Origin of the sequence: Methylocaldum sp. (assembly GCF_039794385.1) — a bacterium.
GTDB lineage: Bacteria > Pseudomonadota > Gammaproteobacteria > Methylococcales > Methylococcaceae > Methylocaldum.
Window position 1 is genome coordinate 25,142 of sequence record NZ_JBDIVO010000010.1, and the last position, 18,096, is coordinate 43,237.

The 18,096-nt window shown below is 57.7% G+C and carries 10 protein-coding genes and 2 pseudogenes; 5 read left to right on the forward strand and 7 right to left on the reverse strand.

All coding sequences use genetic code 11. The features are described from left to right. Positions 1-40: 40 nt before the first annotated feature. Entirely contained in the window at positions 41-1,663 is a 1,623-nt protein-coding gene (locus ABJK70_RS01900) for a HAMP domain-containing sensor histidine kinase (RefSeq protein WP_347257314.1), read from the forward strand. 10 nt (positions 1,664-1,673) lie between these two features. On the opposite strand, the pseudogene ABJK70_RS01905 reads toward ABJK70_RS01900, so the two are convergent. After that, positions 1,674-2,816 (reverse strand): annotated as a pseudogene (locus ABJK70_RS01905) (cytochrome P450); the annotation flags it as partial. A gap of 43 nt (positions 2,817-2,859) precedes the next feature. Further along, positions 2,860-4,884, reverse strand: coding sequence for a TonB-dependent receptor (locus ABJK70_RS01910; protein ID WP_210024065.1), 2,025 nt, complete (start codon positions 4,882-4,884; stop codon positions 2,860-2,862). 95 nt (positions 4,885-4,979) lie between these two features. Between ABJK70_RS01910 and ABJK70_RS01915 the strand changes: the two genes are divergently transcribed. The 3 genes from ABJK70_RS01915 to ABJK70_RS01925 all read left to right on the forward strand — a co-directional run bounded on the left by ABJK70_RS01915 (position 4,980) and on the right by ABJK70_RS01925 (position 8,280). Next, positions 4,980-5,933, forward strand: coding sequence for a response regulator (locus ABJK70_RS01915; RefSeq protein ID WP_210024066.1), 954 nt, complete (start codon positions 4,980-4,982; stop codon positions 5,931-5,933). Positions 5,934-6,248: 315 nt separating this feature from the next. Beyond that, complete coding sequence (locus ABJK70_RS01920) at positions 6,249-7,334, forward strand: replication protein (protein ID WP_210024067.1); 1,086 nt, start codon at positions 6,249-6,251, stop codon at positions 7,332-7,334. 703 nt (positions 7,335-8,037) lie between these two features. Continuing rightward, positions 8,038-8,280 carry a hypothetical protein gene (locus ABJK70_RS01925; protein ID WP_210024068.1) on the forward strand — a complete coding sequence of 81 codons (243 nt, stop codon included), beginning with the start codon at positions 8,038-8,040 and terminating at the stop codon, positions 8,278-8,280. A 1,296-nt stretch (positions 8,281-9,576) separates the two neighbouring features. Here the strand turns inward: ABJK70_RS01925 and ABJK70_RS01930 are convergent. Then, a complete protein-coding gene (locus ABJK70_RS01930) occupies positions 9,577-12,444 on the reverse strand; it encodes an adenosylcobalamin-dependent ribonucleoside-diphosphate reductase (RefSeq protein ID WP_086132938.1) in 2,868 nt (955 codons plus the stop codon). 595 nt (positions 12,445-13,039) lie between these two features. Between ABJK70_RS01930 and ABJK70_RS01935 the strand changes: the two genes are divergently transcribed. Further along, the gene (locus tag ABJK70_RS01935; RefSeq protein WP_156881396.1) at positions 13,040-13,603 is read left to right on the forward strand and encodes a hypothetical protein; all 564 of its coding nucleotides are present in this window, start codon (positions 13,040-13,042) and stop codon (positions 13,601-13,603) included. A gap of 672 nt (positions 13,604-14,275) precedes the next feature. On the opposite strand, the gene ABJK70_RS01940 is transcribed toward ABJK70_RS01935, so the two are convergent. The 4 genes and pseudogenes from ABJK70_RS01940 to iscB form a co-directional block, all read right to left on the reverse strand. After that, positions 14,276-16,030, reverse strand: a complete 1,755-nt coding sequence (locus tag ABJK70_RS01940) for a nitric oxide reductase activation protein (protein WP_347257315.1) — start codon at positions 16,028-16,030, stop codon at positions 14,276-14,278. Between the two features lie 80 nt (positions 16,031-16,110). Further along, on the reverse strand, positions 16,111-16,338 hold the full coding sequence (locus ABJK70_RS01945) for a hypothetical protein (protein ID WP_086132943.1): 228 nt from the start codon (positions 16,336-16,338) through the stop codon (positions 16,111-16,113). 54 nt (positions 16,339-16,392) lie between these two features. Beyond that, positions 16,393-16,872 (reverse strand): hypothetical protein, encoded by a 480-nt coding sequence (locus tag ABJK70_RS01950; RefSeq protein ID WP_347257316.1) that lies wholly within the window; start codon positions 16,870-16,872, stop codon positions 16,393-16,395. A 31-nt stretch (positions 16,873-16,903) separates the two neighbouring features. Beyond that, positions 16,904-17,666, reverse strand: a pseudogene (iscB, locus tag ABJK70_RS01955) (RNA-guided endonuclease IscB); the annotation flags it as partial. Between the last annotated feature and the right edge of the window lie 430 nt (positions 17,667-18,096).

The following is an 18,096-nucleotide window of genomic DNA, read 5'->3' on the forward strand; positions in this document are numbered from 1 at the left end:
ACCTCACAAACACCCTGAGACCCGCCACCTAAGATCGACCATGCGCAAGCTTCACCGACAGCCACGGCCCATACAACGTGAGTTGATGATTCCAGCACTCGGCGCTGTCCTGGCTACGAGTACGATCTCAGCTGTCCTCTCTCTGATTTTACTCACGGCGCAGCTGCATACGTATTACCTGGACCAGAGCCTCCTTAGCGCAAGATCGCTCGCAGACTCCAGTGCTGCTGTATTCATTTTAGGCTCGCGAGATCTCGCTGAACGCGTCGCTGGCGCCGTCGTAACTAAAACAGATGTTTCCGGAATCGCATTCTTCGGCCCAGACGGTGAACTCCTGTTCGAGCCTTTCGGAGACGTTACGTTACCATCGCCTCTTACAATCGAGCACCGCTCAGATCCATACCTAACATCCGAAACCTCCGCCAACTGGTACCTCATCGTACCCGTCGATGCTCGCCAGTCCGGTCACGCAGCCGATGCTCCCGCAACCGAACGACTCGGTTACCTGGGCATCGCCGTACCCAAACAGCCGCTGCATCAAATGCTACTGCTGGTGACTCTAATCACAGGGGCGGTCTCCATACTCGTGTGCTTTCCAGTGCTTGCCTGGCTGAACCGCCGTATCCGCCGAATGGTATGGGCGATCACGACGCTGTCCGATGCCGTGCAGCGCATCGACCCCGCTCGTCCGTCCACCTCGCTGCCGTCCTGTGACGGCCCCAGGGAACTGGTACTGATCAACCACGCTTTTACCGGACTCCTTAAGGCCATTCAACGCCACCAGGGTTCGCTGGAAGCGTTGGTCGAACTGAGAACTCAGGAGCTGCGGGAAGCGCGCGATGCGGCGCTGCGGACCGCCCAGTTTCGAGCCCAATTCATGGCGATGCTGAGTCATGAGATGAAAACTCCGCTCAACGCCATCTACGGATTCGCGCAATCAATCGCCGATGACCTCGTATTCTCGGACGATGGCCCAGCCGCTACGCGCACCCGAAACATTCTCCTCAACGCCCGCAAGCTAACGGACTTGGTAACACAGATCCTGGAGATCGCGCGCATGGAGGAAGCGAAGACCGAACTCCAGCTCGAAGCGGTCAACGTCACTGAAATCGTCCGGCACGCCACCGATGCTTTGAAACCCTTGGCGGAAGCCAATCGCAATCACGTCTCGATTCGCTGTCCGGAAAAGCTGAACGCGGTGTTGGATCCCCAGAAGTTCGAACGGCTTCTTATGAACCTTGGAACCAATGCCTGCAAGTTCACCGAGTGCGGTCAGATCCGCATTGAGGTAACCCTTGATGATGATCATTTCGAGGTCGCTGTTATCGATTCCGGCATCGGTATCGATCCCGCCGATCAAGAATTGATCTTCGAACCATTTAGACAGGTCGATATGAGCCATAAACGTCGCTATCCCGGCACCGGGCTTGGCTTAGCGATCAGTCGCCACTATTGTGACATCATGGGCGGGCGCCTGACGGTATCAAGTACGCCAGGACAGGGATCGACCTTCACCGTCCGGCTGCCACGGCGGGTCGATCAGATTGCAGCCGCGGCACGATCTGAATCCGGCACCCGCCTTGCGGTCGCAGCAACAATCCAGAACGGGGATTTACCCGATAGTCGCATGGTACATAGAACTCGAAGCGCCGCAGCAGAGTAACAATGCTTTGCAGCAGAATTCGATTGGCTAGATGTAAGCCGAGACACATATGACGTCCGCTGCCGAAAGGCACAAATGAACAGACCCCCGGCGCACGTGCCCCTGGCCCAAAGCGCGCCGGATCGAAACGCTCCGGATCCGGCCAGATATCAGGCAACCGCTGCGTTATATAAGGGCTCATCAGGACCAACGAACCTCTGGGAATCGCGACGTCGCCAATCCTATCGTCGCTGACCGCATACCGGAGCAGAGCGATTGCCGGCGGGTGAAGTCGCAATGACTCCTGTACGATGTCCCATAAGTACGGTAACGCCTCGGCATTAATCTCGTCCTCCCCCCAATTCAGCACGTCCTTCCTGGCTCTCTCTGCAATATCCGGATGCTTGGCCAGTTCATACAACAACCACGTGAGCGCAATAGCCGTTGTCTCCTGCCCGGCGATGTACAGCGCGACGATTTCGTCCCGCAACAATTTTGCATCCATCGAGCAACCCGTGTCGGGGTCGACCGTTTCCCGCAGAAGGGCTATTAGACCCTGTCGCGTGCGACTTGCCTGGGCGATGAGCGGATCCACCACCCGGTCAACGGTTTGGATCGCTCGTTGGAAGCGCCAACTGGACGGCACAGGAAGCCAGGAAAATATCGGCCCCATGAGCGCTCGTCCTAGCGTCTGGACGAGAAACTCCTGGTGCACCACATGAATCGCTTCGATTACCTCCTGCGCAGCCTCAGTTTGACCTGCCTCCTCTCCAAACAAGACCGATGTCATGATGGCCTGTGTGAGGACCGCGCACTCGACTTCGACCGCTAGCCGCTCACCGGCTTTTCGGTCCCAAGCGTCCGCTAAGTCGACGAGTTTCCGGTCGATGAGATCGGCCCATTGTTTAACCGCCGCATTCGTAAAGTGCGGCTTCAACATCCGCCGCTGACTCGCCCACGCCGGACCATCGTTGTTCACCAGGCTGTCACCAAAAACACGCTTGGTTACGCTGGCAAATCGATTATTAATGTAAACGCCAGCCTGCTCGCGCTGATAGACGTGCCGCACGTGCTCCGGGCGTGTTACCAGAAACGCTCTGTAGGGTCCTAACCGAAACAGAGCAGGGCAACCCTGCTCGGCCAACGATTGAAAGAAACCCGGCAAGTCGGTCATGAGCCGATAAGTAGCACGAAAACTGTTCAGCCTGTGAACCTCCCTAGAATCTCACTCGAACCTGCCCCAGAAAACTGCGCCCGGCCAGCGGAATATCTGTTACAAACGGATCCTCAGACAGTGCAGGCTCCCAGATGTCCGCATCGAACGCATTCTCGACCCGAAACAATACATCCAGCCCTCTCAGGACTTCCGTCCGAGTAACCGTGAACCCAACGCTGAGGTAATCCTTGACCGGATTTTTGCTTACACCAGTGGCGCGCGGTCGGTCGGCGACCGCATTCAGGCGGGCGTCAAACTGCCAGTGCGTCATAGGATTCCAGTGCAGGCGAGTATAGACATGATGACGTGGTAGTGAAACCAGACCGCTCGGCAATCGATTATCCACAGGCTGCTGATGGGAGTAGTTCGTGAACCATCCGAGATCGTCCGTCAATCGAAAAGACGCAGCAAACTCAAAACCATAAACCTCGTAATCACCGCTGTTTCGAAAATTTTGTAACGCGGGGGTTGCGACGGGCAATCTCTCATTGACGATGAGGTTCTTCAAATCGGACCAAAATCCGCTTAGCTCTACTCGGTTCGTGCCGAAGCGCTTCTCCACACCGATTTCGACCGTATCAACTGTCTCCGGATCGAGCAATTGCCCTTGGATGAGTTTCGCACTGCCGTTTTCGAGGAAGCTTGGCGGCCTGAACGCGCGTCCATAGCGAAGCGAAGCGGTTATGTCGTGACTCAGGTCGTACATTACGGACAGCCGAGGACTAACGCTCACGCCCACATCGGAATAGCCATCGAAACGGACGCCAGCCGTCACCACCCCATCGTCAAAGGCGCGCCAATCGTCCTGCAACAGCCCGTAGATAATGGTGCGCTCGCGAAAAGCCGAGAGCAGATCGGGGCTGACAGCGGACACGGGCTGAAGGCCGCCCAGCGGCATCAAACCGCCCGTTATCGGATCTGGCGCGAAATTGATCCGGCTACCCACTTTGTCGGTCCATTGGTGCGCAAAACCGATTTCGGAACGCAACGTGTGTCTTGGAAACCCTCGATACAACAAGCTCACCCGAGAACCGACGGTACCGATCTGGGTACTAACCGATTGCCTGACACCGTCGGCAAATGCTCCGAACGCACCTGGCGGAAATATCTGAAAAGAGCCGTCGTTATCCAACCATGTAATATAGGTATTCCAGGTAATCAAGGATGATTTGACCTGGTCTTGGTAGGTCACATCCCCCACATAGAAATTGTTGCGGAGTCGACCGTTGGGATCCAAGGTATCACCGATGCCAACGCCGACTCCCGCATCCCGAAAGCCTTCGTAAATTCCGCGAATCCGCCAGTGATCCGAAATTCCCACATCAAAAGAGGCGACTACCTCGTCGCGACCGACATTGAGCGCTCCAGACGACAAGGATGCCGACGACCCAAACACGGCATCCAACCCGGTTTGAGCATCGGTGGGCACCCGTCGGTTTGGCCCGTTCGTGCTGCGCCCGTAGGCAAAGAACGACGCGTCCACGTCGCTACCCTTGTGCCCTTTGGTCAGCCAGCCTGAATAAGTGTCAAAGCTGCCAACCGTCCCCCCAAGCTCGCCAATCATGGTTTCGTCAGCGTTCTTGGTGACGATATTAATTACGCCGCTGAGCGCATTGCCGCCATGTACCGCTGAGCCAGGCCCGCGGATGACTTCGATCCGAGACATGGCTTGAACCGGCATGTTCCAGATGGAAGTCCGTCCGCCAGTCACCGCGTCTTGTATAGGAACGTTATTGACCATGACAAGGATTTCGGCATTATTTTGCGTCGCGACGCCGCGAACCCCGTATATGGTCCGAAACCCGACCGCATTACTCACGTGGAGGCCAGGCACAGTCTCGAGTACGTCATCGACGGTCTGGGCGCCCATCGCCTCCATTTCCGCCCGGGTAATGACCGTAGCCGCAGATGGCGCATCGGAAAGCGGCTGCATGTAGCCGGAAGCGATCTCAATGGCTCGCGCCGATCCCAATTGCAGGAGAAGGTCATCTTCTTCGTCTTCGGCTGCTACGACGATTGGGATCATGAGCAGTGCAAGTACCGTCCTTAGTGCTCTCATTGTGTGACTATGGTAACGTTCTACTTACAATGTTAGCCGATCAATCAAGGACTGAAGAACTCGTGCGAAAAATAATCGACATCAACAGGCTGAGCCCGCTCCGACGTGAGCGTATCTTGATCTTCGGGAATGAAGACGTCCTTCAGACTATGGCGCTGAAGGCTCTGCACGAGTCTGGTTTCAGACGGACAAAGTGCTGTTCCGGCCTGACGGAAGCCGTAGCGATTCTCTGCAATCATCTGGTACACGCGCTGATTGTGCTGAGCACTGGCGACCAGGTCGATCCGCTGGCGGTGGTCCGGCTCGTACGGAGCGGCTTTTTCGGCCCCGACGATATTCCGATCGTCACCGTAACGGATTCGACCACCTGTATGGTGGTGGCACCACTCATTCCGGATACCGGTGCGGTCGCCCTCGATATCTCGGACACGTGGCGGTTAGCGACAGTCTTGGATGACGCCCTGCGCCAACGAGCGCATCCGACCGTTTTGAGCGTAGATGATGATCCCGAGACGCATGCCACCGTCTCGGATGCTTTGGACGAACTCTACCGCGTGTCTTGCGCGTCAAGCGGTGAGGAAGCGCTAGGTCTGCTGAAAGATCGCTCGTTCGATCTCATGCTATTGGATTTGATGCTCCCCGGGCTCCAAGGCGATGAGATCCTGACTCGCCTGCCCCACCCTGCGCCGCCCGTCATCGTTGTGACCGGCGTGGATTCGGTCGATCGATTCAGGTGTTTGATGACTGACGGCGCCTATCACGTCATCGAGAAGCCGATTGACTATGGCGGATTGCGCCGCACTTGCGCAGCCGCTCTCCGAAGTGGCCGCGTCTCCGTGCTATCAAAAATGACCATCGGATTGGAACGTTCGTTCAACAGTGTGGCAGAACTGCTGATCGGTGCCCACGATGCGCTGGAAACGGGACGAACTGGACGCGCAAAGGCTCTCCTCGCCGAGGCTCAGCAGTTGCTACCTCCACTGGTGCGCTCCGCTTCCTTGGATGATTTCCTTTGATCGCGCCGCGGATCGGACATAGCCGGAAGCCAGACCAGACCAAAAACACCGAGCAATTGACCCGGCGTTGCAAATAATCGCCAAAATTGCAATTTTCTGCAGCGCCGGCTGACTTCGGCGCTGCCATAATCACCGCTGGTCTTTTCTAGGCGGATCCCATGCCCAAAAGCTGGGAATCCCGGTCTTCGTGCCCGAAACTGCAAATTTAAGGATTCCAACTCCGACTCTTGTAAAATCGGCAGGGGAATCCGGTGACACTCCAAATCCTCCGTCTACGGAGAAAAAAAGAATGTGTTACAACGGAGCCTATAATCGATGAACCAATTAACGGACACCAGTCCCGGCGGTGATTTACCGTTTCCCCCGCGCAAGAAACCGATGAACAGTTCCGCGTATAACAACAATCAATTAGATCTTTTCCAGACGTTCCTCTGCAACCCCAACGAACGCGAAAGACTTTCTAATACGATCGATATTTGGGATTCGATCCCGCGGTATTCGATTTCCCGCCAAGAACAAAACAAGCGGCGCGATGCGAACGGCGGATTGCCCATCCTCGCAATTCAATTCGAATATCGTGGCCAACCGTACATAGCCAAGATCCAACCTGCGCGTATCGAAGAGCCCGATGGAGTTACGCGAGATTATTACCCAAGTGCTTCCGAGGAATTGGTCGAAGATGCGCTCCGAAAAATCGCACTCCGCCAAAATCAAGGATTTTTTGAGAAAGAGAAGTACCGGAGCGGCGTCGCATTTTCCCTTTATGAACTACGCGAAGAATTATCGGCTCGCGGGCACGCGCGCTCTTATCAACAGATCATCCAAAGCCTAACTATCTTGCAGAAAAGCCACATCGAACTCCGAGTTGGCGAGGGGCGTGGTGAGGCGTTCCTTGCCGCCAATTACTTGCCCACGCTGTCTGCCGTTTCGAAGAAGCGGCTCCTTGAGGATCCTGGCGCACGATGGATTGCTCAATTTCATCCACTGGTCACACAAAGCATCGATCAAGTAACCTACAGGCAATTCAACTACGAGGTCATGATGTCGTTACCGACTCAACTGGCCCGCTGGCTGCACAAGCAATTGTCGATCAAATTCACCTTCGCCGGCCTCGCGTCAAAACCTTTCGAGATGCGCTACTCAACGATCAAGCGCGACAGCAATTTATTGAACAGGGGCCGCGAAGTCGATAACCGCCGTGACGTCGACGAAGCCTTTGCTGAATTAGTTAAGATGAAGGTACTACGCGAAATTGAAAAGACGAGCATCACGCAAGGAAAAGGCAAGGTCGTCGAGGTAGTTTATCAGCTGTTTCCGTCCCCTGAATTTGTTAAAGAAATGAAGGCGTCGAACAAGAGGGTTCTCAATTCCAAACCGGCCGCTACGGAATCACTACGGTAGTTTTAGGACACAGCAGACCGAAATTCCGGTAGTTTTAGGGCATAGCAATCAGTAGCTATAGGGCACACCAGAAACTTATCCACAGCCTGTCATCCTGGCCTTCGGTAGCTCTAGGACACAGCAACGTGAATTCTCGGTAGCTTTAGGACACGGCAGAGCAATTTTTCAGTAGTTATAGGGCACAGGGTGGTCGATTTCCGGTAGTTTTAAGGCACACCGGAACAAGCTCAGACATGGGATACACCGAAACTCGGTAGTTATAGAACACAGAAAACGGAGGTTCTTCTCGATAAATCATAAACTTGCGACCTCTTATCCTTTTAACCTTTTTTTAATCTTTTTGTATTAACCTCCCTCTTCGTCCCCTCCCCTGTCCCGCAAAATCCCGCCATCCTACCAGTCCACCGAAAATTCAGCGCGGAAGCCGCGTCATTCATGACTGGGAGGAAGCACTGCCACAAAGAGTTTAAGTTCATATTTACGTTGTCTTTGTGATAGACACATCAATGTGAAGACAACACTTCAGATCAAACTGCTGCCGAATGAAAGTCAGCATGCTGAGCTGAAAGATACCATGCGCGTGTTTAACGACGCTTGTAACTACATCGCGGAAGTGGCCTATCGGGATTAGTGTGCATCGAAGTTCAAACTGCGAAAGCTGGACTAGGATGATGTGCGAAAGCAATTTGGTTTATCCTGACAGATGATGATTCGCGCCATCGCCAAGATCGTCAAAGCCCATAAGCGCGACAAAGCCATGCACTGCTTTTTCAAGCCGACGGGCACCGTGGTCTACGATCAGCGCATCATGAGCATCATGGGACTGGACACCGCCAGTTCTCCTGACTGTGCAGAGGCGTTTGTCTATTCCCATGCAGATGGGCACCTACCAGCGCGTGCAGTGGCATCGCACCAGAGGCCAGGCCGATTTGGTGTTGGTCAATAATGTTGTCTATTTGCTGATTATGGTCGAACACCCGAGGAACCGCCAATCGATCCACAAGCCTTCATCCGCGTGGACCTAGGCATTACCCGGATCCCCACAAATTTCAACTGCAAGAACTTCTCGGATCAATCGGTAAAGCACATTCAACGCCGTTACCACAAACTGCGCAAGGCCTTACAGGCTAAAGGGACACAGTCAGCTAAACAACGGCATCTCCGGAAGATTCGGCGCCGGCGATCACGATTCCAGCGGGACGTCAATCATGTCATCGCCAAACGCCTTGTCGAGAACGCTAAAGACACCAGACGCAGCCGGACACCGGTACCGAAGTCCAACAGGGCCAAACATAGCGGGTAATCCTTTATTCCAACTCTAAGCCTTCATCGCCTACAAGGCCGCTATCACGAGAATCCCCGTGGTCTTTGTTGTCCCGTGGTATACCTAGCGCACCTATAGTGTCCGCGGCCATGCAGAGAAAGCCAATCACAAATCCCAATCCCGGTTTCAGTTTATCCCCTGAGCCCATACTGAGAACGCGGATACCAACGCGGCAATGAATATCACTCCTAGAGTCGAAATGTCATGCGGCCGATCGTAGCATGCAATGGTCGGAACGAACGCCCGGAGCATAGTTTCAAGCCCCTTGCTTCAAGGCTTACCTTTACCCACAAATTTGAGGGAAGCTGAGGGATGGGCAGCGAGGGCGCAACACGAGTTTGGCCAAACGGACATCGGCGGCGCTAAAGGGGCTTTACCGATTCATGGAAAATGACCGTATTAAACGTCAGGCGGTATTGAGCCGTCATTACTACGCCACGGCGAAGCGGTGATGTTGGCGGTCCAGGACACGACCGAGGTGGACTATACCCACCATGCTGTGAAACCCCGGGGTTACCCTGCGACGTGTTTCTGGACCTGGAACAGTGGCAGGCCTTGGCGCCTTATAAGCGCCGTACCCGGACCCCACCCACGCGACGCTGTGAATTGCCGAACTGGGAGGTTATCACGGCCGCCATAGCGGGCAACCGCCGGGCGTGACGGTGGTTTGATGTGGCCTGCGGCGGCTTGATAACCTGGTGGACAGGTGGCTCGTTCTCAACCCAAAAAGCCATAGAAAAAGATGTACGTAAAGATAAGGCCTAAAGGCGTGGGAGGATGTCAATCGTCGCTTTCTTACACTGCCAAGACTACAAATATCAGTAGTTTTAGGACACACCACGCAGTAGTTTTAGGACACAGCACACACGATCTCCGCCGGTAAAAACAGCGGCACTCCAATCTGGAGTGCCGCGCTCATCATCCACAGGCCCCGGTCGTGCCACAGGCCGTGCAGAAATCACAGCCATCCTTCCGAATGACAGCGTAATTTCCGCACTCGTCGCAGCGCCTGCCGGGTGCCACCTCCATGGCGCCCGCAGCACGGGTACGAAGGGACACAATATTGTCGGCCTCGTACGTCACGAGCCCCATCTCTTCCACCGGATAGCCATCCTCATCAAGAACACCCAGCATGGCATACCGATGGATCAGCAGCCTTGCCAGGTAAGCCACCGTGGACGGATAACTCGACTTGCGCTTCTGTCCCGGCACCCAGGCGAGGAAATCCCCTCGCGCTTCCGGAAAATCCAGCAACTGGCGCAGCTTCGCCCCGATCCAGGCGGGATCGATCACCCGCATATCGAAAGACAGACTCTTGCAAAGTCCGTCCAAAACGCGGGGGTATTCACCGGACAACCAGACCGAGTACGGCCGACGGCTGCCATTCGGCAACACCAGTTCCTTCACGCCCATCACGAAGTCGTCGCCCGTGCCGGGGTTCAGTACATCGACCGTCCAGCTCAGCGTGCCATCGGTCCCGGTTTTCGGTTCCTTCGGCGACATCAGAGCGTCCAGCACGGGCGTGCCGGCGATCACCATGACGGCTTCCTCGAACACGCCTAGCTCTTTGCACCGGTAGTGCACGAGTTGGGCGAACCCGGCCACCAGACTGGGCACCCGGAGGGGTTCGCCCTCTGGCGGCAGGGCCAATTCGAAGCCATCATCCCCGTGCGCCTTCATCAAGCTGTCCAATTTCGCCTTCACCCAGCCGTGATCGTTGGACCGCATGTCCATCGACAGCGACTTCGCCAAGGCGCCGAGCCCTCGAGGTTGTTCCGCCCCGTTGATCCACACCTCGAACGGGTGCTTTCCCCCGTTTTCGATATGGCCAATGAACAGTGCGAAACTGCCACGTGGATGATCAACCATGTAGCACCAGGCCGGATTGCCTCCCACTGGACGCGGCCGCTTTCGCCACCGCAAAGAAGCCAGCGTGGGTTCCGGCACGGCATCGAGACGCAGCCTTCGGTCCGGATCGGACCGGTCGAAGTCAGGCTTTTGGCCTTCGTCCGTCGCGGCCGCACTGAGCGTGCCGGTGGACGAATCGGCCACCAAAACCTGTCCCACGATCGTATTCGGCCGGTAGGTCGCCAGCCCCTTCAGGCCCGCGTGCCAGGCCTCCAGGTAAAGGTCCTCGAACGCCTCGAACGGATAATCCGCCGGCACGTTGACCGTCTTGGAGATCGACGAGTCGATGAACGGCTGGACCGCTTGGAGCATCCGCATGTGTTCGAGCGCCGAGATCTCCAGGGCGGTTACCCAATGCGAAGGCAGATTGGAAACATCACCACCCGCCTCGCGATAGAGGCGGTAGGCATGATCCTCCACGGCGTATTCCTCGATCGAGCCATCCGACATCCGTTTCTTCCGGGTGTAGGTCCAGGCGAAAGGTGGCTCGATGCCGTTCGAGGCGTTATCGCAAAAGGCCAGCGAGATCGTGCCCGTAGGCGCAATGCTCAGCAGGTGACTGTTGCGAATACCGTGCATCCTTATGCCCTCCCGGAGCGCTTCCGGCAACCGCATGACAAAGCCCGACGCGAGATATCGCTCCGCCTCGAACAGCGGGAAGGCACCTTTTTCCTTGGCCAGCTCGATGGAGGTCTCATACGCGCGGTTGCGTAAACCTTCCGCGATGCAGGCCACTCGTTTTCGAGTATCCTCCCGGTCGTAGCGCAACCCGAGCATGATCAAGGCATCTCCAAGTCCGGTGAACCCGAGTCCGATCCGCCGCTTGGACATCGCTTCCTGACGCTGCTGCTCCAATGGCCAGTACGTCACCGCCAGCACGTTGTCTAGCATGCGGACGGCAGTGCCGACCACCGTACCGAAATCGTCATAATCAAACGACGCTTGGTCGGTGAACGGCTGTTTCACGAACTGCGTCAGATCGATGCTGCCCAAACAGCAGCAGCCATAGGGCGGCAGCGGCTCTTCGGCACAAGGGTTGGTCGCCTCGATGGCCTCGCAGTAATAGAGGTTATTCTCCGCATTCATGCGGTCCAGGAACAGCACCCCCGGCTCGGCATGATCATAGGTGCTGCGCATGATCTCAGCCCACAATTCACGGGCTCGGATCCTACGGTACACCCAAAGACCATCCTCACGACGAACGGCGCCGGCCGCCTTCTGTGCTTCGCTGGGTTCGGCCTTGTGTACCAGTTCCCATTCGAGGTCAGCTTCCACCGCGTGCATGAACGCATCGGTAATGCCCACCGAGATGTTGAAGTTACGGAGTTCACCGGCGGTATCCTTCGCATGCACGAAGTCAAAGATGTCCGGATGATCGCAACGCAAGATTCCCATCTGAGCGCCCCGTCGCGCACCCGCCGATTCCACGGTCTCGCACGAGCGGTCGAAGACCCTCATGTACGAGATCGGCCCCGAGGCGCTGCTGGCCGTGCTCTTGACCGTGGCGCTGTTCGGGCGGATGGCGGAGAAGTCATACCCCACACCACCCCCGCGGCGCATGGTCTCGGCCGCTTCCGACAAGGCCGTGTAAATACCCGGCTTGCCGTCGACCTCTTCCGAGACCGAATCCCCTATGGGTTGTACGAAGCAATTGATCAAGGTGGCTCTGATGTCCGTTCCGGCCGCGGACATGATCCGGCCGGCTGGAATGAATCCCCCTTGTAACGCTTCGAGAAAACGTTTCGACCAGGTTTCTCTGTCGTTTTCCACCGAAGCGAGCGCTTTGGCAACCCGCCGAAAGATCTCATTCTGTGTGGATTCGCCCTGCTTGGCGTATTTCTCCAAGAGAACGTCTTTGGATATAGGCTGTGTTTTCATTGTTATCTCCTTCGTTTCAAGGTTACCCGGCCCACCGGGATTCTCAAAACCTCCCACGCGGAAGGCCTTCAGAATCCCGGCGGGATGGGCATGATGGATGCCCAAAGGAGACATCAATCCCCCACAGGGGAGTAACGCTCCCCTGGGCAGGGTTTTAAAGGGTTGAACGATCGTTAGGGCGCTATTCTTTCCAGCACGATTTCAGCAGCTGCCCGTGCGTCTCGTAGCCTGAGAAAGCGTTTCGAAGTACATCCTCCTTTTCGAGAAGGTGCTTCTCCCCGCCAATAAATACCGTCCAGTGAGAGCCCAAATCCGCGGCCTCTGCACTTGAATACGTACCCGACTTTGACACTGTCCTTGAATAACCAGTAGTCACCGTTCGGTTTTCGCTTCGTAGTGATCATATTCGTAGCTGCAGAATCTCGGGCCGTATCTATGTTACGGATAGTCTCTTTAACCTCGATCACGTTTTTGCTCCTCATGCCGAAATTGATGTGAACGAGGAGCATCCCAAGGGGTATGCTCCCCGAAGATCGCTTGCAAATCCAGGTTTCTCTGTTAAACGTTCGGATGTGACCCCTTGTGGAGAAATTGGATGTTTCAACGAATCCAGTGCCGGTTGGCCGCCCTTCGAATCAAGTCAAGCTTGAACGCCAGGAAACCTCGGGATCCGGATCCGACAATTCATACCGATCCCGATCAGCAAGCGGCCGAGGCACGTCAGACAATCGAGACATGTAATGACTACTTCCGCACGCTCGCGGCGTTGGAGGACGAGTTCGCCGACTTATCGGACCTCGACCTCCAGAATTCCGCCGACCGGCGCCTCCACGCCAACATGACAGCGCTACGGCGTTTGGCGCCCGAGATGGCCCGAAAGAAGGCGCTTGCCGCAGCATACCTCCTGGAGCGCGGTGACACTTCCCAGGAGAGTGCGAGTTCAGCGCCATCCGCCGATCGCGACGGTTGGCAGCTGATCAATGGGGGCCGGGATCACTTCGTCCAGCTCCTGGACGAAGTGATCCATGCCTTGGGACTGCTCGCGCCTTGGGATCCGGAAATGAGCCGGATAGCGGATCTCGCGTCCGCCCGGTGCCGCGTCCTAAAACGCCGCGCATCACTTCAAGTTGTGCCTGCGCGGTCGAACGATCCGCAGTGAACAGATCCATCTGCCCGTTCTCCGATCGGGGCTTTCGAGTTCGCATCTTGATGGCGGCCTTTTCGGCCTTCAATTTCGCGAGCTCGATCTCGCACCGCGCGATTTCGATCTCGAGTTCGAGTTGCGCGAGTCGGCGGGCTCCCGGATCACGGGGACGCCGCGCACGGATGGCGTCCTGGACCTCCCGAGAGAGTTGTTGCCAGTTCCGATCGGGAATCGGCATCCGAAGAATCGGCGCCTCCTCGCGTTGCACCGGTCTTGGCCGGCGTTCAGCCACAACGGTCGCCAGGGTCCAAAGCCCGGTGGCGACCGTTTGGAGCGCGGACATCACGGCTTTTATCGCCAGGATGGCCAGCCCCAGGAAAATCACTCCGAAAAGAAAATTCATAAGCGCACCTCTGACAAAAAAGGAGCGCCATGAACCCCTGGAGGCGATGACGCCCCGGTGGGGTTGATGAATGACTGCGAAGGGCTCGCAGCCGTCGAATAACCAGGCTTAACGCACCCGGTTCGGAGAAGATTGACTTCCCCGCCGCCCGGAGGCGGAACGCCTGCCAAAGGCAGGAGTCAGCGCTCGCCGAAACGAGCGTCTGAACGAATCGGCTTTTCCGCTGACCTCGCCGTCTGCAAGATCAGGGGAAAAGGCGCCGACGCGAAGTCGGCGCACGGATTTTAGGCGGCGATTAGGAGATCCCGCGACAGCTCGAACAACCGGGCTCGAAGCTCATGGAGCTGCATGATCGAGATCGAACATTCAAAGAGGTGGCTAACCTCGATTCCGAGGCCAATCCCCACCACCTCGATCCCGGTCGCGGCACAGCGGGCGAGAATATCCCGCGTGGCTTCCAGGCAGTCGGGCTCGCCGTCGGTCAAAGCCAGAATGACCTTGCGGGGTTCTCGGCAGGCCAGCAATCGGCTCGCGGCATACCAGAGGCCTTGGGCCAGCGGCGTGCCGCCGTCGGTTCCCAAACCGAAATAAGGCGCACGTTGCCGAACCCGTTGCCCGTGGTCCATCACTCGATAGACGCTGTCGGCACGGCCCTCGTATCCCGGAAAGGCCGTGACCGCCGGATTGACGCCGGATAGGCCTTCCAGCGCCAGGGCCAACGCCATGCAGGCGTCCCAGGCCAGGTCGATTCTTTGACCCACGACGGTCTGCTCGTGGCTCACCGTACCTTGCATCGAAGGCGAACGATCCAAAAGCACATGTACGGCGGTGTTCGGCGCCGACTGCGGCGAGCGCCGTTCAAACACCCGCGCATCGCCAGTGGAGAGCCGGTAGAGGCGGTTTCTCGCCACCTTACGGCCCGAGGCCTTCGCCACGGGTCGTTTCAGACGACTGGCTTGCACCAGGCCCTGCAACGTGGCCCGGATTCGGCTCGATTCCCTCACCGTTTTGTCGAGGAGCCCCTGACCCTCTTTCGGTCGGCTCGGCGGCTCATCGGCCGTCGGGAAGTGAATGTTCGCGGCTTGAGACGCCGTGAGTCTCAAGATGTCCCGAGCGCATTCGAAGAGATCCTGACCCACATCGTCGGCTCCAGCAGATAGAACCGCCCGCAGCACGTGGATCGCCTCGTCGGTAGTGCTGTCTGGCGAGTCCGAGGACGGCGATGCAATGGCGCCATCGACCGGTGCATTCGGATCAATCTCTGGCGCAGCGTCGGCACGCCCACTCGGGGTGTCAGTCGTGGCGCTATCGTCCGATTCGGCCGGCCGAGGATTGGGCTGGGCGTTTCCGGTTGGGGCGCCTGGCCCGCTCTGGCCTCCTGAATCGGACGGCTGCTCTTCATTTGCCTTCTCCAGTTCGTCCTGGAGCATGCGCAGGATGCGATCGGTCAGGCTCAGGCACTCCCGCGTTCCGGTCAGAGCCGGAACCTCGGACAACAGCCCGAAAAGCCGGGTCACCGCGCCGGACGGAAAACGGTCCTCGATCAGGCGCTCCGCCGCATCCGCCAGGTCCGCCAGGGCTGTTTGTCCGAGTTCCCATGTCCGAAGGTGGAACAGCAGAAAGTCCTGCAACACCGCCGCCGGATGGGTATCCGGCTGAGGTACCGTGAAACCGCCCTCGGCGATCAGCTTTCCGACCGTCTTCTCGATCGTCAGGCGCGTACCCGGATAGCGTTCGGCGAGCCGCCTTTCAATGCGAACATCCTCAAGGACATTGAGGATGGCCTTCCGAATCGGCACCGAAGCCGCCTGCGCGAAGTAGTCGAACGCCGTATAACGGACATGGCCCGCCTCGTGGGCAAGGTAGCCCCAGGCGACGTCCCGGTAGCCCGGATTGTCGCCGTCGTAGGCCGGGACAGTGATGGTGTCACCGTCCGTCTCGGCGTCCTGGCCGCCCACACGGACCTTGACGCCCAGCTTGTTGCCCAACGCCGCAGCGACGATGGGGAACGCGTTGTTTAGGCTTCGATTCGTTTTCATAAATTCTTTGCCTCCATTAAAAAGGAGGCAAATCCCACCCCGAAGGGCGCGATTTGCCCCTTGGGGGTGATGATCAATGGCTACGCTTCACGGGGCGCCTTAATCGCAATCCGGTTCCCGTTTTGATCGAAGTAATGACTCAGACCAAAGCGAAGCGCCTCTCGAATAGCGGCGGCATGGGTGTTGCCGTCCACGAATCCTTGTGACTTGTGAAAGAGTCCTTCCGGCCCCTGAACACCGAATTCCGTTTGCCAGCCACCCGGAGGCACACCGCAGTGGATGATCCTGACGGTTCTCATGATGCTCATCAATATTGCGCGAGAGACCCCGCTCTTCAGGGCGGGGAGGGATAGCGCCCGCCGTCAGGCGGCCTTGCTCGCTTCCTCCTTAATCTCAAGTGCTATCTTTGGTTGAAGAACATACCCATACCCGTCCGCCCGCTGGATTAGCGTGCAATACCGGGCATGAATCCCTTGTACGATCCCATCGGGCGTTTGAATGTTGAACGATCCGCTGGCGCGGACCGCCACGCGGCCGACATACACTCCGGCTTTTTTCCCAGCCGGCACCACGGCACGGACCTGGTCCCCAGTCTGAAACCCTCGTACCTGCTTCCGGCGCAGGAGATACCCGCGCGGGAAACCGAACCGGTCCAGGCGTGTCCGTTGATAGTCGCCTCGGCCAGTCGCTTTGATACAGAGAACCAGCCGCCGCCAATCTACCAATGCCTCGATCCTTCCGACGCAGGCCGCATCCAGGGCATGCGTCTTGGGGATTCCCAGCCGCGAGCGGTTCCACTTCGTCCGGCCTCCACTCCCAGTCTCGACCGGCAGCCCCGTCATGAAGCGGCGCCTTGGCCTGAGTCAAAATCCGCGTCAGCAAGTCCGGCCGGTCGGCCAGAAACGCCTCCACGGGCCGATTCCCTTTCGCCTCGTTGCACCGCCGGCAGGCAAGCGTCAGGTTCGACACCCGATCCGATCCGCCCCGGCTCTTGGGGTGAATGTGCTCGATCTCGAGCGGCACGTTTTCCTTCCCGCAGTAGGCGCACTGACGCCCCCACTTTTCGAGCAGGTATTCGCGCAGCTCGTAACCGAAGAGCGTCCCATGCTGGTACTCGACGCCCTTGATGTCGGGGGTTTGCAGGGCTTGGGTGTCGAAGCGGACGAGTTCCAGACTGATCCCGGTCACCGGCACCCAGCGCCGGAGCCGAGCCACCCAGGCGGCTATCGTCTCCACCCGATGGCGCAAACTCGGCGGCAGCCAACCTGAGGAACGCCGGCGATTGTCAAAGCGCCTGGCGCGGTAGCGGAGGTTGGCGCTCCGCCGCCGCCGACGGAAGGCGGCGTTGACTCAAGGCATCGCGAATCGCCTGACCGCGATGGTCTAGCTCGCCTAGCCAAAGCACGTGCTGAGTGTCGCCGTCCTCACGGACGAGCGCCAAGCCCGTTGTCCGGCTCCCCGGATCGAGCTTCAGCCGGACCGGCTGGCACCGGCCGCCAATTCGGTCCTTGAGTCGAATGGTAAAGGGATACACCCTAACCACCACGGCCCGACCGCGCCTCAACAAGAGCCGCGCCCGCTTCTCCGAGCACGGCATCAGGGGGTTCTTTCGTTTGTCCAGTACATATACGGCCATACCGTACCTCGTGTTTCAAAAACGCCCTTACGGGCCTAGTGACGCGAACCTTGCGGTTCGTCTCCCCTCGCCAAGGTTACACGGCGGCTCCTGTAAGCGGTCTTACAGCCCGGAGGACCTTCGCGGCTTTACCTTTCCACAGCACGATCCACCGGTTCTAGAGCCCGGAACTGAGGAAGCATTCCGGGGTAGGTGTGATCGACCTCCGTGTAACGTAGCCCCTTTCCACATCCATGCGAGGGGCTAAGGCTGGTCAACCTAGCTTGCTTCACAAGCTCCGCCCTTCAGGGCAGGGTAGTTGACTTAGAACCAGCAGTCATCCGCCGTGGCGGTCGTCACCAAAGGCTCCGGAACGGAATCCAGCGGCTCGGGTTCAATGGAGGACGCGTCCGGTTCCAGCTCTTCCGCGAGATCATCGAACAGACTGAAG